The organism is Pseudoalteromonas 'SMAR', assembly GCF_048515945.1.
Taxonomy (GTDB): domain Bacteria; phylum Pseudomonadota; class Gammaproteobacteria; order Enterobacterales; family Alteromonadaceae; genus Pseudoalteromonas.
Window position 1 is genome coordinate 36,584 of the sequence record NZ_JBLWMW010000017.1, and the last position, 22,493, is coordinate 59,076.

The window sequence follows — 22,493 nt, forward strand, 5'->3', positions numbered from 1 at the left end:
TGGCCTGAGTATACCAAAGCCGCTTACGAAAGGGAGTCATTCTCAGCGTATTCAGTCAAATTGCAATGCCTTTAGGTTGCTGTTCGCCTTAAGCTGCCCCTGCTGCAGTAAACGCTGCGCTTGTTTGACGAGCTGTTCGGCTGACAACGCGCCGGTGTTACCCGCCGTGATTTCGACCCAAGCATTACGCTGCGAGGCTTTGGCGACATATAACCCAGCGTCCGCCACTTCCAGTACTTGCTCCCAACTGAGTTGCTGTGGGTGTGCTAGATTAAAGGGGTAAGCTGCAAAGCCAATTGAGCAGCTGCAATTAATCGGTTGATCGTTCACCATAAATGGGTAACTCTCAACCTGTTGCCGGATGCGCTCAATGACGGTGGCAACACGCTGGCGCTCGGTGCCGTTCATTACCAATAAAAACTCTTCGCCGCCCCAACGAACCAGTAAATCAGACTCCCGAGTACACTGCTTTAAAATAGCAGCGAAGTCTTGCAGTACGATGTCTCCTGCGGCATGGCCATAGCTGTCGTTGATGGTTTTGAAGTGATCAATATCAATGATGGCAAACACTAAATCGCTCCGACCATCGGGGCCTGCTTGTTGTACGCGTTGATCCACTGCTGCAACGGTACCATCGATCACACTAAAAAAATGATGGCGGTTACTTAACCCCGTGAGGCTATCGGTAAAGCTGAGTGTTTGTAGCCTTTGATTTCGCTCAGCCAACTCTTCAGTGCGCTGCGCCACTTGTTGTTCGAGTAACTTGGTGTAACGGCGATTTTGCCAGCGCCAGTAAAAAACCAGCACCAGCGTAAGCGCTAACACCGCAACTAGCAACCAACGCTGTTGGGTGAGCTGGGCGTTTTCCAGCTGTTGCTGATGGGCTAAAATTTGCTTGGCTTGAATGGCGTTGTCTCGCTCAAGCTCGCTTACGGCTTGCTGCTGTTGCGCTAAGGCGTATTGCGCCTCGAGCTTTAACAGTTTGTTATTACGTTTTTGTAGGTTTAACGCGCGTTTGGTCAATGAAAAACGCTTCAAAAAACGATAGCCCTCAGCGTAGTTACCTAGTTGAGCGTAGGCCGAAGCTAAGGTCCACTGCAGTTGCGATTGCTGCTGTAAGAAGCGCGTGCCTAAGGTTTCTTGTAAACCTTGCTCAGCCATGTCAATCGCCGCGGTAAACTCTCCTGCTTGCAATTGTACCCGTGCCGCTAATAAAGCATTTGTAATACGCATTTGTTGATCCTGCGCCACCGACTCGCTGCGACCAATGTGAGCGAGTAGTGCCTCGGCTTGCGGGTATTGGCCAAGTTCAAGATAGGCTTGAGCACGGGTAAGACGAATGCGATTGGCTGTTTTGTTATCCACTTTTTGTAAATTGATATTGCTGTGTTGCAATGCTAAGCGATAGGCACCTTTATTGACATAAAGTCGCGCCTGCCACAGTGCCACTTGCGCTTTTAGTTGATTGGCTGTGTGCAGTTGTGCGGCCAACTGCGTGGCTTTATTGAGGTAGTCTTGGGCGTGTTTTAGGTTTTCTAAATCAATATCTAAATGCGCAATGGCCAAATACGCTTTAACTTTCAGTGCGGCATCACCTAATTGATTAGCCAATTGCAATGCCTGTTTATGCAGCTCGAGACCGCGCTCATAATCACCATAATGCTGTACAATACTGCCCTCAAGTAACAGCAGCTGGAGTAACAACGCTTGCTGACCTTGGCCTTTTGCTTGTTGTTTTTGCGCTTTAACCTCTGGCAATAAGTGCAAGTCGTAATTTGCCTCGACCTTGGCTTCAAGCTCAACAAATTGTTCCGCTAAGTCTAGCGCTGAGGTATACGCAGACGCCTTTCCAACCAGTAACAACACCGCTAACCAACGTAATGGCATCACTGCTCCTCAACCAACATACTGTGATTAGCCACTTGCCAATTGGCCACTTGGGGATTAATAAAGCCAGACTGCACTAGGGCTTTTTTTAACACACCGCGCTGGCGCAATGTTGCTAAGCCGCGATTTAACGCCGCAAATACCGCGGCACCTTCAGGGTGATTCTTACTCACCACAAAATGGCGAGAATCCGGCAACACCACTTTAATGCCATTAATGGGCACATAGCTTTTATCCGCGTAGTTTAAGGTCAGCTCATCACTGACACTAAAGTTCACCAACATGGCATCCACCAGCTCATTTTCAACCATGGTGAGCATGGTCTCCCAAGGACCAATAAAGCTCACCAAGTTGAGCTCGGTGTTTAATAACGCCCGCCAATCCACTTGCCACCTCGGATTAGACACCACACTTAATTGTTTCAATTGCGAAAAAGGGGTTTGTTGTGCGGCCACATTGTCTTCACTGACATACAAGCCGGCTTCGTAATCACCAAACTCAACCACGGGTTCGGAGATGTACACAGAGCCACGGAAATCAACAATATTTTCATGCCACACAGAGCGGGCCAAAATCAAACTGTCACCCGAAAGTAAGTCAGAAAATTCGAGGATGTTGGTTGCAGGTTTAGGCCGAAATACTACTTCTCGTGTTTCACCGCCAAGAAACAGCGCCTGTTGTAACAGCACCATTTCTACGATTTCGATGTGAGAACCTTTGGTGGAGGGGTAAAAGGTATCAACATCGAGGACATGTTTGCCATTTAAAAACTGCTGATAACGCTGGCTGAAGTTTTCACTGCTAATAATATCAACCACCAGTTGATTATTCGCCCAACTCGGTGCCGACAACAAACAAAATAACCACAACCCCAGTTTTGCCATTATTGTGTGTAGCTCAAATATCGTAATGGATTTTGGCAGTATACTGGAAACACTGTGCTTTTGTTAACCATAAAAACACATAAATTAATAACTTTGGTTGAATGGCTAAACCTCAGTTAGGCCAGTCACAGAGCTCTGAAACTGGCCTAAGCTTATTATTGCGGCTCATAACCAAGGTTTGGCGCCAACCAGCGCTCAGCCTCTGCGAGGCTCATGCCTTGGCGGTCAGCATAGTCTGCTACCTGATCGGCTTGGATCCCGGCTACCGCAAAGTACTTTGACTCAGGATGAGAGAAATACCACCCTGATACCGCAGCTCCAGGCCACATGGCATAGGAGCTGGTCAGCTTCATACCGATACGGTTTTCGACATCTAACAGCTGCCAAATTTTTTGTTTCTCGGTGTGCTCAGGGCACGCAGGATACCCTGGCGCTGGACGGATCCCTTGGTAGTTTTCACGGATAAGTTCTTCGTTACTTAACGCTTCATCCGCTGCAAACCCCCAATACTCTTTACGTACACGCTCATGCAGGTACTCAGCAAAGGCTTCGGCTAAGCGATCCGCCACGGCTTTGATCATGATTTTATTGTAATCGTCTTGCTGAGCATCAAACGCGGCCGCCAAGTCATCTTCTTCCAAGCCCCCAGTCACTGCAAAAGCACCAAAATAATCAGGAGTCCCTTTTGGCGCGATATAGTCAGACAAACAATAATTAGGAAAGTCGCTTTTCTCGGTTTGCTGACGCAGCTGACACGACCTTAATAGCACTTTATCGCGATGCTCATCTTGATAAATTTCAATGTCATCGCCAACGCGGTTGGCTGGGAATAACCCAATGACCCCCAGTGGCTGTAAACGCCCTGACTGCGATAAATCATCCAACATAGCGTTGGCATCGTGGAAGAGCTTTTGCGCTTCTTCTCCTACCACTTCATCGCTTAAAATGCGCGGGTATTTTCCAGCTAACGACCACGTCATGAAAAAAGGAGTCCAATCAATATAATCACGTAACGTCTCGACTGTGACGTCTTTGAACTCAGTAATACCAAGCTTGTTAGGCACCGGAGGGGTGTAGTTTTGCCAATCAATGTTGACCGCATTGTCTCGTGCTCGGGCAAGGGATACCGGCTTGGAGCGGGGCTTTTTGCGCGCCTGTTGGGCTCGCACTTTTTCATATTCAGCGGTGGTTTTAGCTAAAAACTCCGGCTTTTGTGATTGACTCAATAGGTTTGATACCACTCCCACCGCACGGCTGGCGTTATTCACATACACCACACCATGATGGTATTGCGGCTCAATTTTTACCGCGGTATGGGCTTTTGAGGTCGTGGCACCGCCAATTAACAGCGGAATGTCGAAACCACGACGGGTCATTTCTTTTGCCACATGCACCATTTCATCCAGTGACGGCGTAATTAGCCCTGACAGGCCAATAACATCAGCATTTTCATCAATGGCGGTTTGCAGAATTTGTTCTGCCGGTACCATCACCCCTAAGTCAATCACCTCGTAGTTATTGCATTGCAATACCACTCCCACGATGTTTTTACCAATATCGTGAACATCGCCTTTAACGGTGGCCATGATCACCTTACCATTGGTCGCCCCCTCTTCTTTTTCCGCCTCAATAAAAGGGTCAAGGTAAGCCACAGCTCGCTTCATCACGCGCGCCGATTTCACCACTTGGGGAAGAAACATTTTACCAGCACCGAACAAGTCGCCAACCACATTCATGCCGTCCATCAACGGCCCTTCAATGACCTGAATGGGCTTATCAAATTGCTGACGACAAGCTTCGGTATCTTCATCGATAAACTCGGTGATCCCTTTCACTAAGGCATGCTCTAAGCGCTTAGCAACCGGCCAGCTGCGCCACTCTAAGTCCTCTTGTTTCTCGGCTTGCGCCATACCAGAGTACTTTGGCGCAAGCTCCACTAAGCGCTCACCAGCGCCGGGGTCTTTATTGAGGATCACGTCTTCAACCGCATTTCTCAGTTCGCTGGGAATGTCATCATACACCGCCAATTGCCCGGCATTGACTATCCCCATGTCCATACCCGCTTTAATGGCGTGATATAAAAACACCGAGTGAATGGCCTCGCGCACGGGGTTGTTGCCGCGAAAAGAGAAAGACACATTCGACACTCCACCCGATACCTTACAGTGAGGTAAATTCTGTTTTATGCGCCGCGTGCCCTCAATAAATTCCACAGCGTAGTTGTCATGCTCTTCAATCCCCGTGGCCACCGCAAAAATATTAGGATCGAAAATAATGTCTTCTGGCGGGAAGCCAAGTTGCTTCACCAAGATGTCATAGGAGCGAGCACAGATCTCATATTTTCTGTCGGCTGTTTCCGCTTGGCCGTCTTCATCAAACGCCATTACCACCACGGCAGCGCCGAAACGCTTAATGGTTTTCGCTTGTTGAATAAAAGGCGCTTCGCCCTCTTTAAGCGAAATAGAGTTAACAATGGCCTTGCCTTGAATGCACTTGAGCCCAGCTTCAATGACTTCCCATTTTGATGAGTCGACCATAATAGGCACTCGGGAGATGTCTGGCTCAGAAGCAATCAGGTTAAGAAATTTAACCATGGCGGCTTTGGAGTCCAACATGGCTTCATCCATGTTGATATCAATAATTTGCGCGCCATTTTCCACCTGCTCTTGGGCTACTTCCAATGCCGTTTCGTAATCTTCCTCTAAAATCAGGCGTTTAAATCGTGCGGAGCCTGTGACGTTAGTCCGTTCACCAACATTGGTAAATACTGCAGTTTGGGTCATGGTGAAAATCCTAATTTAAGTTACATGCTTCAAGGCCAGCCAAGCGCATCCGCACTTCAAGCGTAGGTAAGGGCCGTGGCGCGGTGTGTTCGAGTCCTTTGGCAAAGGCGCGAATATGCTCAGGCGTAGTACCGCAACAGCCTCCAACAATATTAATAAAACCCGCTTGGCCCCAGTCGATGATTTCTTGCGCCATTTCTTGCGCTTCTAAATCATACTCACCAAACTCATTGGGTAGACCGGCATTGGGGTGCACAGAGGTATAGGTTTCGCAAACACTGGCGAGCTCTTCGACGTATTGACGCAATAAGTCTGGGCCCAGTGCACAATTGAGGCCAATGGATATCGGCTTGATATGGCGGATGGAGTTATAAAACGCTTCTGTGGTCTGCCCCGACAAGGTTCGCCCAGAGGCATCGGTAATGGTGCCAGAAATCATCACCGGTAAAGTAACCCCTGCTTGCTCAAATGCTTCTTCTACGGCAAATGACGCTGCTTTAGCGTTTAGGGTATCAAAAATGGTTTCAATCAAAATTAAATGCACACCGCCTTCAATCAATGCCAAGGTTGACTCGACGTAGGCCGCCACCAATTTATCGAAGGTGATGTTACGAAAACCCGGGTCATTGACGTCGGGAGAAATCGAGCAAGTTTTCGAGGTAGGACCTAAAACACCGGCAACGTAACGCGGCTTATTGGGCTCTTTTGCGGTAAACTCATCGGCCACACTGCGGGCCAGTTTCGCCGACTCAAGGTTGATTTCTCGACTTAAATTCGCCATGTCATAGTCAGCCATGGAAATGGTCGTGGCATTGAAGGTGTTAGTTTCAATAATGTCAGCGCCTGCGGCCAAATAATCGCCATGAATTTGTTTGATGATCTCAGGCTGAGTCAGGCTTAACAGGTCGTTGTTGCCCTTTATAAGCACGTGCCAGTCTTTGAAGCGTTCGCCACGATAATCTTCTTCCTCAAGTTTATGCTGCTGGATCATGGTTCCCATGGCACCATCTAAAATAAGGATGCGCTGACTCATGGCATGAGCCAGCTGCTGACTGATTTGTTCACCGTTCACGGCAGAATTACTCGGCATAATTGTTAGTCCTTACATCTTGGCTAACCAGGTTGATATCGTATGGGGTGGTCTGGTAAACGTAATAATTTAACCAGTTTGAGAATAACAAAAACGCATGGCTTTGCCAGGTTTTTGATGGCGTCCGACTGGGGTCGTCATCGGGAAAATAGTTTTGTGGTAAAGGCGCGTTGGCCATTTTTGCACAGTCGCGCTGATATTCTTTTTCTAAGGTGTCAGCATCGTATTCAGGATGCCCGGTAATATAAACCTGACTGCCTGACTGGTTTTTAAGTAAATACGCCCCCACAGTCTCGGAGCCTGCCAATACCACTAAATCTTCACAGCGTTGTATTTGGGCAAAATCGATGTGACCATAGCGGGAATGCGGCACCAGAAACTCATCATCAAATCCTCGAGTTAAGGCACCATGCTCAAAATAACAATGGTGCTTAAACACCCCACAAAGCTTGTCTTGTTTTAGCTCGCGCTTTAAACCATGGTGATGATAGATGGCTGCATGAGCCGCCCAACACGAGAACAAGGTCGAAGTCACATGATGCTCGGCCCAATCAAAAAAGTCACACAGCTCTTGCCAATACGTCACTTGATGGTATTCCAGGTGCGCCAGCGGTGCGCCCGTGACAATTAAGGCATCGTAGTTTTTGTTTTTGACATCCGAAAAATAGCGGTAAAACATATCCAAATGCTGCTCTGAGTTTTCTGAGCTTCGATGGGTGTCTAGGCGCAGTAAATCGACGTTGACCTGCAGCGGCGTATTGGCTAATAGCCGAATAAACTGTACTTCGGTCTCTACCTTGTTGGGCATCAAATTAAGGATAGCAAGGCGCATCGGACGGATTTCTTGAGTTGAAGCCCGACTCTGCGGTATCACAAAAACATTTTCATGACGTAATTGACTAATGGCCGGTAGTTCGTCAGTAACCGTGATTGGCATACCATGCTCCTGAAAAATCGAATGCCGTTATTATGAACCGAAACCAGAAAATATCAACCTCTAGATGGATGGACGTCTAAATACAGTTGAGATTATTCTGGCCAATCCACGTATACTGCCCGCTGCTAATACATTTTTAATGAGGTACTAAACGACGTATGATTGGACTTGGTGAAGGAGCAGCAATCGCTGCCGCATGTGTATGGGCCTTTTCAACGGTACTTTATAAACGCTTCAGCCACCATCTCAGCCCATTTGAGTTGAATGTCACCAAGGGCGTTATCGCTGTGGCGTTAATGTTATTCGCTATCCTTGTTACCTCAGACACCTTGTTACCCAGCCAACTGTCCAGCTGGGGTTGGCTTATTGCCAGTGGCATCTTAGGCATTGCCATAGGTGATAGCGCCTATTTTGCGGCACTGCGCAATATTGGCCCGGCCAGAACCCTAGTGATTGAAAGTTTAGCCCCGGCCATTGCCGGTATGTTGAATATTGTTATATTGGGCGTTTACCTCAGTGCTTCAGCGTGGCTGGGCATTATTATTACGACCTTGGGCGTCATGCTGGCGATAAAACCGAGCAAGAGCCAACCGGTGATGGATAAAAAGCACTATCTGCTGGGGGTTGTTTTTGCGTTAACTGCCGCCACATGCCAAGCCGCAGGCATGGTGCTGTCCAAAGGCGCGCTCAACCACGAAAACATCAGCAGTTTGTGGGCAGCATTGATAAGACTTGGCTCTGGTACCTTGTTTGTTGCCATGCTGGTAGCGTTTCTGCGCTCGCAAAGCCTTTATCGCGCCCTGACCCTTAAGCAAATTGATGCTAAAAATTGGCTGTTTGCGGCCATCTTTTTTGGCACTTTCGTAGGCTTATGGCTACAGCTTATTGCGGTGAACCACACCGATCCGGCCATAGCACAAACTATTTTTGCCACCGCGCCTTTGCTGGTAATGACTATGGCGGTGATAAAACGTGAGGCCATCACCAAAACCATGATAAGCGGTGGTGTCATCGCATTACTGGGCGTGTTTTTACTGCTACAGGGATAAAAAAGGGGCTGTTTGCCCCTTATTAACAGCGATTAAGTCGCCGCAGTGTTAATAACCAAGTGCTGCGCTGTCGGCACGTCTGGGATCTGAAGCACCAAATATCCCTTTGTCGGTCAACATAATGGATTGCGTAGAGCCCATGGCATTTTTTTCCGACAAGGTATGTCCTTTTGCTTCAAGTAAGCGTCGAGTGTCGACATTTAAGCTGCGCTCAATGCGTATTTCATCTGGTAACCATTGGTGATGAATACGCGGAGCCACGGTGGCCTCGGCAATGTTCAAGCCATGGTCAATGACATTCATAATAATTTGCAACGTGGTGGTAATGATCCGCGAGCCGCCTGGACTGCCTGTAACTAAAAATGGCTTACCGTCTTTCATCACTATGGTGGGTGTCATGGAACTTAAAGGGCGTTTATTGGCGGCAACTGCGTTGGCTTCGCCACCGATCAGGCCAAAGCCATTGGGCACCCCAGGTTTAGCAGAGAAGTCATCCATTTCATTATTCAAAAGTATCCCTGTGCCCGCAGCCACAATACCGGAGCCATAGCTAAAGTTCAGGGTATAAGTGTTACTTACGGCATTGCCCCACTTGTCAACGACCGAGTAATGGGTTGTTTGGTTGCTCTCATAGGGCAGCAGCGTGCCTGGACTAATTGCACTGCTGGGTGTTGCGGTGTCTGGATTAATATCGGAACTGCGTTTTTTTGCGTAGCGCTTATTTATGAGCTCTGCCACTGGCACATCATAAAAATCGGGGTCACCCAAGTATTTACTTCTGTCGGCATAGGCGCGTTTCATCACCTCTGTCATCAGGTGGATGGTGGCAGCACTATTATGGCCAAGCTGTGCAATCGGGTACTGCTCTAACATATTGAGCATTTCGATAATATGTACGCCACCCGAGGAAGGAGGCGGCATGGACACCACTTGATAGCCACGGTAATTGCCCGTTACCGGCTTACGCTCGATCGCGCGATAATTTTTTAAGTCCTCAAGCGACATAATTCCGCCTGCGGCCTGTACCGCAGCAACGATTTTCTGGGCGGTCTCACCTTGATAAAACCCAGCACTGCCGTGTTTGGCGATACGCTGCAACGAGTTGGCTAAATCCGTTTGTACAAGCACTTCATTGGGCTGATAATTGCTGCCATCTTGCTTATAGAAAATGGCTTTTGATGCCGGCACATCTAGCATTCGCGCTCGGATGTAGTCATGTGATAACGAGTTGGCTAAATCCGACGTCACCCTGATACCGTTGCGCGCTAGTTTTATCGCCGGTTGAATGACTTCACTGAGGGTCATGGTACCGTATTTTTTTAGCGCCAGCTCCATGCCCATAACCGTGCCGGGCACGCCCACCGCTAAGCCATGTTGCAGGCTGAGCTTTGAGTTTACTTTGCCGTCTTTGCCAATAAAAATATCTTTATGGGCTCTACTAGGCGCCATTTCTCGATAATCAATAGCGATAGTTTTGTCTTGCTCAGCTAAGTGCACCAGCATAAAACCACCACCGCCAAGGTTACCCGCTCGAGGTAATGTCACCGCAAGACTAAAACCAACAGCCACGGCAGCATCGACGGCATTCCCCCCTTGACGCAAGATATCGACACCCACTTGGCTTGCCAGTGCTTCTTGACTGGAAACCATCCCCTGCTCTGCCCACTGTGGCTGAGCGGTAGCTTTGGAACTAAATATCGCCGTTTCATTGGCGCTCACCCAAGGGGACAACACCATAGCTGCACTCAACAGGCAGCTAGATAACCATCTACTCACGTTAGTCATAAACAAATCCATCTTGCGAATCTCTGATTTCGCTCAGTGTGACATGGATGAAAATAGCCGACAAACGAACAGAGACAAATCGCAGTAAAAACATTTATTTGACAAAATTATCATTTATATTACATTCTAAGCTGTTAATCTGTCGTTCCTTAAAAAGGAAAGCGCTCTAGCTGACAATTAATGAATAATATTAAGCGCACATGAACATGTGTAACATTGCAAAACAAAGGAAATGACCATGAAAATTAAATTAACAAAGAAACCGTTGAAGAACCTTTCGGACAGCAAGTCATTGGCAGATAAAGTGACACCGCAAGTTGGGGGCGGCTATGATATTCCCACCAATCGCCAAGACTGCTTAACGGCTGCAGTGTCTTGCTATGGAGAGCATAACTGTGCCTTTACTAACCGTTATTATATGTGTGATTAATACCCTTTTATAACGATTAAGTAAAAATGCCGACGCAAAGTCGGCATTTTTTCCTTAAAACTCACTGCAGAGTGAACTCAATTAATTTAAGGCTTCTTAAGCACAATATCACTACCAAGCACTAGGCCTTTATCACTGACATCCATGCTTAGCGCTAAGTGCATATTTTGTTTAGACAGTGCTGCGAATTCTTTGGGTAAGGGTTCGCCAGAAGCCGCCAACATAGCCATTAAAGGTTGCATTGCCGCTTGCATGTCAATTTCAAACGCAACCATACCATTCTTCTCCAGTTTCTGGCCGGCCAATTTAGTGGCAACCTGAGTGCTTGTATCGCCACTGAACAACACTAGGTGCTGGCCTTTTAGTGCCAGTTTAACGTCAACGTCCAGAGGCGTTGGCGCTGGAAGGTATTGGCTGATTGATACCGCACTGCCATCCGTAGGAATTTCTAAGTCTGCCAACATTGGCGCCAAGCCTTTAGCTGTGTTGACTAGCATCATAGGATCATCGGCCGACAAGCTGAGCAAGGCATCAAATGCCTTAGGCTCAGGTTCACCTTGCTGATTTTGCTCCAAAGTATAAGCAAAAACCGATGCGCTCATGCCTTTAATGCCATTGGCCATCCCAGTCATCATGGCCACGGCCATGGGGTTATTTTGCTTAGCTTGGTTTTGCAATGCGACTAACTCAGCACATTGAAAGTCAGCTTGAGTAAATTGTCGCCAGAGGGTATTCAGGGTCGGTGCAAGCTGCGCAACATCAATACCGTAGGCCATGCTCATCATAGTGCTATGTTGCTCTTGCTGCTCAGGTATAAAGCCGCGTAGTTTTGCCAGCGTTGACAACATCTCGGTGTTGTTTGCCACCACAATGGTATCAGCATCAATTTCGACTTGCTCTGGGGTGAAATTAAAGGCTTTTACCCCCATCACGGTTGCCGGCCATTGGCTAGCAATATCACTGTAATCGGCCTGACATGCGGGTGTTCGCACAGCAGCAAGCGTCGTGCTATCACCAGAAAGTTCAAGAGCATTATCTAACATTCGAGTGAATGCGGTGTTTTTATTGGCAGTGATGCCGTTGGCAATGGCGATATGGTTAATAAACGCGAGTGCACTGCCATCAAAACCAAACTGCTCAGTGTAGTTTTCTAACTTATTTGTTTCACTTAAAGCTTGTGCAGGCTTGGTAATGCCCAGCGCAACCTCAAGATCTTCAGGGGTATTAAATGGCGTATTAATGGTGGTTGTAACCCAATTTCCTTGTACCGAAGTAATTAGTTCAAGCTCAGCACTGGGTGCTAGCTCTAGCTTGTAACGAGTAATATTAACTCCTTTGATTTGCTCGTCACTAAAGCTAATTTCAGCATCTTGCGCCGCCATTTTAATGGTTGTTAGCAGCGCTTCAGGATCGGCTAGTTCGTATCTGATAGTCGGTAACAACCCAACAGTATAGGCCAGCGCGCGAAAGCTTGAACCAAAACCTAGAATCTGCTGCATACTTTCGGGTGAAGTTAGCGCCAGATTGTATTGCTCCATTAACGTCGCTAAAAAATCTAGGTTTTTATTGTCTTGCTGACGAAATGCCGCTGTTATTTGCTCAAGCTGTTGAATTTGGCGCAACTCTTTTGGCAAATACGTCATGTATTTACTTTGTTCAAAAGGCGCTAGTTGGCCCCAGAAAACGGCAGTATCGGCAGGGACATAATCAAGTTCTGGTAGGCTGATATGAGTATTAGAACTCGAAGGTTGTGTTGCTATATAGGCACCCACGGCAATCGCCACAGCACCAATACCGGCTAATAGTTTAGTATTCATGGTTTTTCCTTTTCGCTATTCATTGTTTTAGCAATGAATAAATTTTCATCCCTTATATTGCACACTCTACGAGCAATTTAGGTAGTGTTAAATGATAATTGTACCCATTAAAAAGCAAATTTACTAATACATCATTGGCTATATCTCTCCCTTAATTCCTGACTACACTACCTGGAGATCTCACCCAATATCCTCAAGATTAAGTGGCTGTCCTGGTTAAATACTGTCACGAGGACAAACCCAGTTAACACTCAACAGTTACGATTTATCACGATAAATAAGCCGCAGTGCTGTAGGCGTTTGACCATACTGTTTCTGGCAAAACTTATTCAGTGCACTTTGCTCCATAAAGCCAAGCTCTGCCACAATTTGGCTAAGTGGGGCCTTGGCAATCAACGCTTCAAAACGCCGCTTACGTTCTTCATCCAGTAAGGCTCTAAAGTTTTGTTGCTCTCTCTTTAATTGCCGCTGAAGTGAGCGCACACTTAAGTTAAATGCTTTCGCTACATCCGTTTGCAGTACCCCTTCTAAGCTCAACTTGGCTTGTAATAATTGCATCACCCTAGGAGCCAGCGGCGGGTGCTGCTGTAACTGTTGTAGATCCAGAGCAGCCATTTGTTTCATGTGCTGGTTAAGTTGTTTATTAGCACTGATAAACGTCATATTTAGGTAATCGCAGGGGAAAGTTAGGGCGTTTCGCTCAGCACTGAGGTGTATGTCACAGCCAAACCAGTCGCTCAGTTGTTGCCGCTCAGAGTCCGTAAGCGCAAAACTCAAACTTAACCCACTCGGCGCAAGTGGCGACTTTAATACTTGCCTTGCGGCACTTACCCAAGCGGTCATATTGCGTAAAATGATTTGCTTGCCCACCGCAGTATTGAGATACCAAACAATAGCCATGTCGTCGCCATCGCTCTTAAGCTTAGCGCAACCTATATCGGCAACCAGAGCGTCATAGCGACATAATGCGTGCAGTGCTTGCTGCAAAGTATCGCAAGTTTCTACTAAGTATCCTAAAACGCCATAGTCAGCCAGTTGAATCTGTCGCCCCAATTCAAACCCAATTAAGGCCTGCTGACTATACTGTGATGCTTGCTCTAACAAGGCATCGTAACTGGAGACTGGCACCCGCTCGGGCCGAGCATCAAGCAAGGGTTGAAAATCGCTTAGCAGCGTATTTCCCTTTGGTAATCGCGGTACCAGAGCTTGGTAGGCACTGTAAAAATAGATAAATGAGGTTGAGTGCATGATCCATCCTGTCGTATTTGGATAAATCTTTGCCGTTTTCTGGCAAGATTGTCAATAGCAAACCGCGTTATGCTCACGCTTAAGTTGCTCATAAATGCATTCAAAATGTTTGATATCACTCTGTTAATGTTGCTTATAAGCCCAGTATTCTTCGTTTGCATCCTAATTGAGTACTGCCGGTACCGCCAGCACTACCATCTTTGGGATTCTATCCTTAATACCCTACTGGCCCTAGCGCACCAATTCGCCGATGCTTTGGCTTTATTACTGCTACTGCCGCTGTTTAGTTGGCTACACCAGTACCGCCTTTTTGATTTTGAACTATCGCCGCTTACTCTGTTGTGTGGGTTTATATTGCAAGACTTTTTATACTACTGGTTTCATCGTGCCTGTCATTATATTCACTGGTTTTGGAGTGCCCATGTGGTGCACCATAGCTCTACCTATATGAACTTTTCCACCGCGTTTCGACAAAGTTTACTCTACCCTGTGGTTGGGATGTGGTTGTTTTGGTTGCCATTGGTTCTGCTCGGCTTCACTGCGGAGTTAGTGTTTACCATTGTTAGCATCAATTTAGCCTACCAGTTTTTTATTCATACTCAGACATTAGGAAAGCTTTGGTGGCTGGAGTCTATTTTTAACACCCCGACACACCACCGTATTCATCATGCCAGTAATCCAGCATACATTGATAAAAACTTCGCTGGGGTATTTATTATCTGGGATAAGTTATTTGGTACCTTTGCTTCTCAGCAAGATGACATTGAGATCCAATATGGGATCCGAGGCTCAGCACCTGAGCCCCACTTTGTTGCCGTCAATTTTGCCCAGTGGTGCCACATGCTGAAGCAAGCACGGCAAGCCAAGGGCATCATAGGCAAGTGTCAGGCTTTGTTTGGTTACCCAACTCATCTACCAGAGCGAAAGCCCTAACCTCGCTATTCATTGCTAGGTAACTGGGGTAATATGAATTGATTGCAATGTTGACGTCGTGACAAAGGAGCACCATGAATTGGTTTTTTACGGGGATGGTTTTATTTGTCGCTATTGCCAGTTTCCTTCCCCTAACACGGCACCCGCACTGGATTGTCCGTGCATTTGAGTTCCCTCGTTTACAGCTCACCGCCATTACGGCAGCTCTTATCCTTGCCGTATGGCTATGGTCTTTCTCGCTTGGCTACTTGGCAGTACTGTTACCTTGCTTGGTGTGGCAATTAAGTTGGATATTGCCATACACGCCCTGCTGGTCAAAAGAAGTAAAAAATGCCAGCGCGGGTTCACCAAAGCTGCGGATTATTACTGCCAATGTGTTACAAACCAATCGCCACTACCAAGCGCTATTAGACATTGTCCGTCACTCTAACCCAGACATTTTAGTGACCTTAGAAAGCGACCAACACTGGCAAGCGCAATTAGACTCTTTAGCAGATATCTTGCCTTACCGTGTAAATTGCCCACAATCCAATTTGTACGGTATGCATGTCTACTCGCGATATCAGTTACACCATACTGCCATAGAATATATCATTGAGGATGATGTGCCCTCTATTCATAGCCAGATCACCCTACCCAATGGCGCTACCATCGACTTTCACTTTTTACACCCAGCGCCGCCCAGCCCCACAGAAAATGAAAGCGCTGAACCAAGGGATGCCGAGTTAGTGGTGGTGGCTAAACGTGTTGCCCAACATCAACGGCCTACCATTATCACCGGTGATCTGAATGATGTTGCTTGGTCACCCACCACACGGTTATTTCGCAAAATCAGTGGCTTATTAGACCCCAGGGTGGGTCGCGGTATGTTTAACACCTTCCACACTCAATTTGCCTTTGCTCGTTGGCCTTTGGACCATTTGTTTTGTAGCCACCACTTTGGTGTCAGCGAACTCAAGCGCTTGGAGAAGTTTGGCTCAGATCACTTTGCCTTATACGCTGAGTTAGCCTACGAACCACAAGAGAAACAACCAGAAAATGGCTTAACGCCAGACCAAGAAGACAGAAAACGCAGTGAAGAAATACTGGAAAAGGTTGAGACACCTTCCTGAATAGAAGTGGTAAAGCAGCCTCTGCTTTACCACTGACTGGCATTAAGCGCCTTTTACTGCTTTTACCCAAGCCTGGACATCCTCTTCGACAAGTGCCAGTGGCCTAGCACCTTTTAGTAACACAACATCATGAAACGCCTTGATATCAAACTGCTGACCGAGTTGCTGCTTCGCCCACTCTCTCAGCTCCACCAGCTTGATCATACCTAACTTGTAACCCAAAGCTTGCCCTGGCCAAGCAATATAGCGGTCAATGGCTGACACCACATCGCTCATGGCCGTCCCCGTTGCCTCAGCAAAGTACTCAATGGCTTGCTCACGAGTCCACTTTTTATAATGTAAACCGGTGTCTACCACCAGTCGCGCCGCTCGGTATGCTTCTGCTTGCAATCGCCCTAAATCCCCAAATGGGTCATCTTTGTACATTGCCATTTCGAAGATCAACTTTATCAACACAGTGAAACATGAGGTGTACTGATAAGCAGTAAAAAGTCAAACGAAACACAGTGACTCATTGCTCGTTTTACTCCGTACACTGGATCACAACCTTGCTATATTGTAACCACAGGCTCTGCCACTAAAGCAGCTTGCTGCGCTGGCTGCTCGCTTATTTTACTGCGTACCCTGCCGGTTAATTGATCAAAAGTGAAGCTCGGGCGTTGGCTTGATTCAAACATTAGGCTAATGGAAATGCTCAAGCTTTTTGGTAACGCTTGTGCAAGTACATCCTTAGAGGCCTCAATAAACATCACCTCATCACGGCTTAATTGATGAAACTGGTTGAATGCCAAGCCACAATGTTGACCGACTTTAAGATCTGGCCGGCATTGGTACTCATACAATTGTGCTGCACAACCAGGACCAAAGTAATTTGTTGTTAAAGAAGCGAAATTATAGTCTCTAAGAGTGGGTTCATTATTTTTTAATGAACCGCGTTTTGGGATGGGATGCCAGATCTGCGCACAGACTTTAAAAAAGGGCCGTTGGTTTTGGTATAAAATATAAAGATCGTCGTTATCTAACAGCCCATTGCTATGGTGCTGATAACTTTTGCTTAATGAGACCTGAGACGCTAAAAACTTTTTATTCTGCGCCAGTTGGTAGAGCATTTCGGCAAGTAAATGTAAGGTATTTGAATCTAAACTCTCCGGTCCGCTGTACAAGCTTTTCACGCAGTTTATGAAATGGTCAAAGCTCAAAACCTCATGACTATAAAAGTTACTAAAAAATTGTGCCATCATTCTTCCTTGTTGCTATTCACTGTTAACCTGGCTTACACCCTACTGACTAAATGAGCCAACATCAGTAGGTTTTTGCCAACGATAATCATCACCAGGCGGTGCTTTACTCCTTGCAACCACCGAAGCGCTAATAAGTACCGCAGTATGTGAGTGATAGAAGTTACACTCTTTATATGCTCAGTAGCGCATATATTTCGAACTGCTTACTTAAACTTAATTGCTAACAATGAATTTTCAACAAAAAAATTACAATTAATTTAAAATTAAAACTGAGGTTGTGGTGCAGCAGGCTGCAACATGAGGCTGCCTTACAAAAGTTAGCGAGACAGTTATTATAATAGGAAACCAGTAAAAAAAGTTGAGCGATGAAAAACGGCTAACAGATCTAGTTTTGCTTTCTCTTCTGCTGTTTGATTTCAGCTCCCTCTGTTGTGACAGGTGGCTTAGACTGTGCTGAAACACTATGAGCATCAGTGGTTTGGATCAAAATAATAAAAGAAATTGTGGCAACGGCAAACACTAAATTAAGCGTTTTTCTAAAAAATCGAGTTTTTAGCATCGTCTCAGCTCCCGCTATATGGGTTCATTAAGCTTAGACGACTTTTTCTTTTATTTGGTTTAAAGCCGCTTAATTTTTTTGATAAGCCTGAGTGCCCCACAGCGGAACCGTAGATAAACTATGCTTAAAACTCCCTGAGGTTTCTTTGGTGGTATAGGCAAGGTACATCAGAGTTTGATTTTTGGCGTCATAAATACGTCGCACCTTCATCGATTTAAAAAAAACACTTTTCGATTTTTTAAATACCACCTCACCAGAGTCACTTTTATCGATATTGGCTAACATCTGCGGTGTGATCTCACTGGTTTGACGGCAGGCTATAGAACTGTCGCTCGGATCCGCAAAGCTGAGGTTGTCTTCAACGCTGGCAATATGACAGGTTACTCCAGTTACTACAGGGTCAACCATTGAATCAAGCTTAATGTCTTTGAGAGTAAATAACCCTAATGACACATCACCAACTTCGCTATCGGAGCAGCCCATAATGGCAAGCAGCATTAAGCTTACTATTGATTTTTTCATTATAATTCCTGAAATTAAAAACTCCACCTTAAGCTATTTTAGTCATCAAGCAAAGCTGCCAGTCGCTTATTTTACTGAACGACCAATTTGTTTTACTGAACGATCAATGCGTTTTACACTTGCTCACTGTCCCTCTTAGTGCTACTTTAAGTTGTTGAAGGAACAATCTATTTTCGGAGACAATTATGAAGTCTGTTGTGCTTGCAATCCTATTTTTAGCTTTAACGTCTTGTACACCAAAAGACATTAACCAAGCAAAAACACAGCTAGACTCAGCACTGCAACAGCGTGACCTAACGCGCCAAGTCAAAATTTTGAATACTCTTGCACAACACCAACAGCAATGGCAACAACAAGCACAACAAGCACAACATGCAGAGCAACTATTGCATCAAGCAAGACAACAATATGAACAGGGTGCATTCGTTGAAGCCCAGCTAACCGCAGCAAAGTCAAAGGCGCTTAATAACTCTTTTCAAATAGATGATCTACTTCGCGAGCTTGGGACGCAATATCCATTAACAGAATTAGTTAACGAATTGCGACAGCTACATAGTGAAACATCACGCTCACAACTAAGTTTGCAAGCATTTTTTGATTTACCTGTGTCAGATTGGTCGATTGTTGATTTAAACAAGAAGCTGATGCTTATTAACCAAGCCATTGCCAATGTAAATAAGCATATTTCAGAAGCTGTCAACAGCAATAGCTCACACCCTGCCTATCAAAATGTACTTCAAACAGCGCATAATGAAGTCGATCGCTTGCATAGACAGCAACACTTACTACTTAAGCAACTACAGCAACAAGTTAGTAAAAGCCACCTTAATAAATTCAAGCAGTTACACCATAGTGCCAGTGAAAAAGTGCGCAACTTTAATGAACGCGTGGTGTACAGTATGATTAATAAAAAACATACGGAACTTATCATAGCCCTACACCATGAAAGCGAGCTACTCTACAACGTTAAAATGATACTAGATAGTATTAACCCCAAAGCCATGCCAATGTTTACCCCTTATTATATGGCCTACACCCAATTACTAAACAAGCCTCGAGACTACAATGACTATGTTAAGGCTGGACACTCTGCTTTGACTACTTTGCAAACAGCGTTAACAGAAAAGTCCATAGCAAAGCAGTATGATGTACTTACTTCACAGCCAATGTCGCTAGATTCAAAATACATAGCCTTTGCTGAGTCACAAAATAAATATCGATTTTTATATCGCCCTTATTAAAGCTGAGCACTGCCCCACCACAGCAATAACATCATGGCGGTTAATGCTAGCACCGCCTTAGTTTTGTGCTGTTTGATAATTTTTTCGGCCTGATCTCCGCCATAGTAGACCACCAAGGCGAGGCCAAAGTAACGCAATGCTCTGGCAATCACAGTGGCTAATAAAAACAAACTTAACGAGTATTGAGCGGCGCCAGCACCTAGCATCGCGAGCTGAAACGGTACCGGTGCCACCCCTAAGGTTAAAACAAACCAAAACCCTTGTTGCTGCAACTGCTGCTTTACTTCTGCAAATTGCTCCGGGGTTGAAACAAGCTCAACCAAGGCAGTGCCAAATATATCAAATAAATAATAGCCAATGGCATAGCCCACTGCAGCCCCGAATACACAGCCCAGTGTGGCAAACGCAGCAATATGCCATAATTTTTCTCGCCGCGCCTGCATCAAGGGCACCATTACCGCTTCAAGAGGAATGGGGACTATGGTTGACTCCAAAAAAGAAGCCACGGCAATGGCACGACCCACATGACTCGATGCCACCAGCTCTTTGGTTTTTTGCTTAATCCTTTGCGACATAACAATCTAGCTCCCACTAATTTGCACTGCATTTGTAACTTGCACCTTAACACACCTAGTTGGCTGCAAGCTGAATTATCTACAACGAGCGTCAAGGCCTGAGACTATCTTTTCAGTTACTGAGACCATATACTTAAGGCATTATTTATATACAGGTAAGTGCACCCATTCATAATGAAACAGCTCGGCATAACCACTTCTTTGTGCTTCTTTTTGTCCGCATTTACCGCCATGGCCAAAGTCGACTTAGATGCTTTGCAACATCTGCTCCGAGACTCCCCCAATCAAGCTTTGACCACCATAGAGCAGCAGTTAACACACACAACCCACGAGACCTCGGCAACTTATTTTCAGTTGCACCTACTGTATATTGACGCGCTGATAAAAGTGGGAAAATATCAAACTGCCAAGCAGCACATTTCTGAGTTACACACCACGCTCGAGAGTGTTCCCCAGCCAGACCAACAAAGCCTGCTTTTACTGCGCCAGGCTAACCTGTTACAAAGTCAAAATAAAATCACAGAAGCCGCTGACAAGCTAAATGAAATATTGGCTCTCAACCCTTCAGATGAATTAGTAATTGCAGATGTTTATTCTAATTTGTCCCAAGTTTATCGCCTCAGAGCAGACTACAAAACTGCGCGAGCCCATGCCGAGCGAGCCATAACCATCGCAGAGCAACACCAAGATGATAGCCGTTTGGCAAACTTTTATAACCAACTTGGTATTGCTCTAGATTACATGGGAAAAATTGAATTAGCACTCAATGCTCATGAACAGTCGCTACAAAAGCAGCGGGTGCTAAATAACCAACAAGGCATTTCCAATTCACTTTACAATATTGCTGAACTGTACCGCGATTTAGAAGAACTTGAACGTGCGCTGTCTTATTTTCGCCAGGCGCTCAAAGTTGATCTTACCTTAGGTAACCCTCGCCACATTGCCAACAGCTATGGCAAAGTAGGACAAGTCTTATTTCAGTTGGGTCAACACACCGAGGCCAAAAGTAATATTGAAAAAGGCCTAGCTCTAACACGAGAAATGCAAGCTGACAGCGACACCGCTTGGCAACTTAGTAATTTAGTCAATGTGCAGTTAGCCCTTGGAGAGCAAGGGCAAGCTCTCAATCATGCTAAAGAGGCTCTTGAGCTTGCCGTCAACAGTGGAGCCAAAAGAACCGAACGAGCTGCCAAACTATCACTGGCCAATGCCTACTTAGCAATGGCTCAGCCACAATTAGCAAAAACGCAATTAGAGCAGTTGCTTGAAGCACCGCAGTTAGCCACACAAATGCGTAGCGCTGTTCATAAGCAACTCAGTGAAATTTTTAGTGCTAAAGCGAATTACCAAGCGGCATTTGAGCACCTGCAATTATTTCAGCAACAGCAAGATGAGTTGCGCCGAGTAGGTGACGAAAAAAAAGCGCTTAAAATGGCAGAAAATATTGAACTGGTAAAACAAGAACAAGCGCTCACAATCCTGCAAAAGGAACAAAAGCTTCAGCAAGCTCAGTTACAAAACCTTGAGTTACAACGTAAATTTAGCGTCGCTGTGTTGCTCTTGGTATTGGCAGCCATGGCAAGTTACTACTGGCGACAGCGACAAAAAGCCAAATATAAAGCCCTGGAACAACGCTTAACGCAGCAGTCGTTAGAACAAAAAAATCAACTTTTGGCAGATATTTCTCACGAGCTTAGAACCCCTTTGACCAGTCTTAGACTCAGCGTCGAGGCGCTTTTATTCAACATAGAGCCAGACCCTGAACGCGCTTATAGAAAAATAGAGACCAAAGTAAAAGAGTTAGATACCCTCATTAGTGATATTTATCAGTCGGCGCAATATGATAACAACATCATGACATTGGAGTTTTGCGAATGTGAGGTAAGCCAACTTTTACGCGATGCCTGCGAGGAGTTGCGGCCATTGTTTGCCAGTAAATCTCAAACATTGCACTGCTCGCTCACACACAGCAACATTATCCTCTGCGCTGATCCTCAGCGTTTAAAGCAAGTGTTTCTGAATCTTTTACGCAATAGTCATTTCTACACCCACGAACAAGGGCAATGTCATGTTTCCCTTAATACAGATGACAGCCAAGTTATCATCACCATCCTAGACTCAAGCCCTGGTGTTACCAACGATGAGCTTAATTTGATATTTGAGCGCCTTTACCGCTGCGAGTCATCTCGCAGTCGTGACCATGGCGGCTCGGGGTTGGGTTTGGCTATCTGTAAGCAAATTATCACCGCTCATCAAGGCCAGATTAAAGCAGAGCAGAGTAACCTTGGTGGTTTATTGATTGAAATTAGGCTGCCCTTGTCTTAGCGCAGCCCAGTTAACCATGCTTACTTGTTTGCGGTTTTAACAAAGCGCTTCAGAGCGGTTTTGCTATTTATCAAT

Annotated in this window: 17 protein-coding genes and 1 pseudogene; 6 read left to right on the top strand and 12 right to left on the bottom strand. The window is 45.9% G+C overall.

Features of this window, described 5'->3' with window-relative positions; translation table 11 throughout:
* Positions 1 to 51: 51 nt before the first annotated feature.
* The 5 genes from ACNKW2_RS09065 to ACNKW2_RS09085 form a co-directional block, all read right to left on the bottom strand.
* Positions 52 to 1,887, bottom strand: coding sequence for a GGDEF domain-containing protein (locus tag ACNKW2_RS09065; protein ID WP_419148268.1), 1,836 nt, complete (start codon positions 1,885 to 1,887; stop codon positions 52 to 54).
* Positions 1,887 to 2,771, bottom strand: a complete 885-nt coding sequence (locus ACNKW2_RS09070) for a type 2 periplasmic-binding domain-containing protein (protein WP_419148269.1) — start codon at positions 2,769 to 2,771, stop codon at positions 1,887 to 1,889. The genes ACNKW2_RS09065 and ACNKW2_RS09070 overlap by 1 nt, the downstream gene beginning before the upstream one ends.
* Positions 2,772 to 2,926: 155 nt before the next feature.
* Positions 2,927 to 5,554, bottom strand: a complete 2,628-nt coding sequence (gene metH / locus ACNKW2_RS09075) for a methionine synthase (protein ID WP_419148270.1) — start codon at positions 5,552 to 5,554, stop codon at positions 2,927 to 2,929.
* Between the two features lie 10 nt (positions 5,555 to 5,564).
* Entirely contained in the window at positions 5,565 to 6,644 is a 1,080-nt protein-coding gene (locus ACNKW2_RS09080) for a homocysteine S-methyltransferase family protein (protein ID WP_336569210.1), read from the bottom strand.
* Positions 6,634 to 7,581 carry a homoserine O-succinyltransferase gene (locus ACNKW2_RS09085; RefSeq protein ID WP_419148271.1) on the bottom strand — a complete coding sequence of 316 codons (948 nt, stop codon included), beginning with the start codon at positions 7,579 to 7,581 and terminating at the stop codon, positions 6,634 to 6,636. The genes ACNKW2_RS09080 and ACNKW2_RS09085 overlap by 11 nt, the downstream gene beginning before the upstream one ends.
* 158 nt (positions 7,582 to 7,739) lie before the next feature.
* On the opposite strand from ACNKW2_RS09085, the gene ACNKW2_RS09090 reads away from it, so the two are divergent.
* Entirely contained in the window at positions 7,740 to 8,630 is an 891-nt protein-coding gene (locus tag ACNKW2_RS09090) for a DMT family transporter (RefSeq protein WP_419148272.1), read from the top strand.
* 48 nt (positions 8,631 to 8,678) lie between these two features.
* Here the strand turns inward: ACNKW2_RS09090 and ggt are convergent, their stop codons facing one another.
* The gene (ggt, locus tag ACNKW2_RS09095) at positions 8,679 to 10,367 is read right to left on the bottom strand and encodes a gamma-glutamyltransferase (protein ID WP_419148298.1); all 1,689 of its coding nucleotides are present in this window, start codon (positions 10,365 to 10,367) and stop codon (positions 8,679 to 8,681) included.
* Positions 10,368 to 10,653: 286 nt separating this feature from the next.
* Between ggt and ACNKW2_RS09100 the strand changes: the two genes are divergently transcribed.
* Complete coding sequence (locus ACNKW2_RS09100) at positions 10,654 to 10,845, top strand: hypothetical protein (RefSeq protein WP_419148273.1); 192 nt, start codon at positions 10,654 to 10,656, stop codon at positions 10,843 to 10,845.
* Between the two features lie 86 nt (positions 10,846 to 10,931).
* Here the strand turns inward: ACNKW2_RS09100 and ACNKW2_RS09105 are convergent, their stop codons facing one another.
* Together ACNKW2_RS09105 and ACNKW2_RS09110 are read right to left on the bottom strand one after the other, a co-directional pair.
* Entirely contained in the window at positions 10,932 to 12,662 is a 1,731-nt protein-coding gene (locus ACNKW2_RS09105) for a hypothetical protein (RefSeq protein WP_419148274.1), read from the bottom strand.
* 258 nt (positions 12,663 to 12,920) lie between these two features.
* Positions 12,921 to 13,910, bottom strand: a complete 990-nt coding sequence (locus tag ACNKW2_RS09110; protein WP_419148275.1) for an AraC family transcriptional regulator — start codon at positions 13,908 to 13,910, stop codon at positions 12,921 to 12,923.
* Between the two features lie 105 nt (positions 13,911 to 14,015).
* On the opposite strand from ACNKW2_RS09110, the gene ACNKW2_RS09115 reads away from it, so the two are divergent.
* Complete coding sequence (locus ACNKW2_RS09115) at positions 14,016 to 14,843, top strand: sterol desaturase family protein (protein ID WP_419148276.1); 828 nt, start codon at positions 14,016 to 14,018, stop codon at positions 14,841 to 14,843.
* A gap of 74 nt (positions 14,844 to 14,917) precedes the next feature.
* On the top strand, positions 14,918 to 15,955 hold the full coding sequence (locus ACNKW2_RS09120) for an endonuclease/exonuclease/phosphatase family protein (RefSeq protein ID WP_419148277.1): 1,038 nt from the start codon (positions 14,918 to 14,920) through the stop codon (positions 15,953 to 15,955).
* A 42-nt stretch (positions 15,956 to 15,997) separates the two neighbouring features.
* Here ACNKW2_RS09120 and ACNKW2_RS09125 read toward each other — a convergent pair.
* From ACNKW2_RS09125 to ACNKW2_RS09135, 3 genes and pseudogenes are all read right to left on the bottom strand, one after another.
* Positions 15,998 to 16,399: pseudogene (locus ACNKW2_RS09125) on the bottom strand (DUF885 family protein); the annotation flags it as partial.
* 107 nt (positions 16,400 to 16,506) lie between these two features.
* Positions 16,507 to 17,193, bottom strand: coding sequence for a transposase (locus ACNKW2_RS09130; protein WP_419148278.1), 687 nt, complete (start codon positions 17,191 to 17,193; stop codon positions 16,507 to 16,509).
* A 631-nt stretch (positions 17,194 to 17,824) separates the two neighbouring features.
* On the bottom strand, positions 17,825 to 18,277 hold the full coding sequence (locus tag ACNKW2_RS09135) for a CreA family protein (protein ID WP_419148279.1): 453 nt from the start codon (positions 18,275 to 18,277) through the stop codon (positions 17,825 to 17,827).
* A gap of 185 nt (positions 18,278 to 18,462) precedes the next feature.
* On the opposite strand from ACNKW2_RS09135, the gene ACNKW2_RS09140 reads away from it, so the two are divergent.
* Positions 18,463 to 19,518: a hypothetical protein gene (locus ACNKW2_RS09140; protein WP_419148280.1), complete on the top strand. Its 1,056-nt coding sequence runs from the start codon at positions 18,463 to 18,465 to the stop codon at positions 19,516 to 19,518.
* Here ACNKW2_RS09140 and ACNKW2_RS09145 read toward each other — a convergent pair.
* Complete coding sequence (locus ACNKW2_RS09145; RefSeq protein ID WP_419148299.1) at positions 19,515 to 20,099, bottom strand: YqaA family protein; 585 nt, start codon at positions 20,097 to 20,099, stop codon at positions 19,515 to 19,517. The genes ACNKW2_RS09140 and ACNKW2_RS09145 overlap by 4 nt on opposite strands.
* A gap of 168 nt (positions 20,100 to 20,267) precedes the next feature.
* Between ACNKW2_RS09145 and ACNKW2_RS09150 the strand changes: the two genes are divergently transcribed.
* Entirely contained in the window at positions 20,268 to 22,418 is a 2,151-nt protein-coding gene (locus ACNKW2_RS09150; protein WP_419148281.1) for a tetratricopeptide repeat protein, read from the top strand.
* Positions 22,419 to 22,493: the final 75 nt, after the last annotated feature.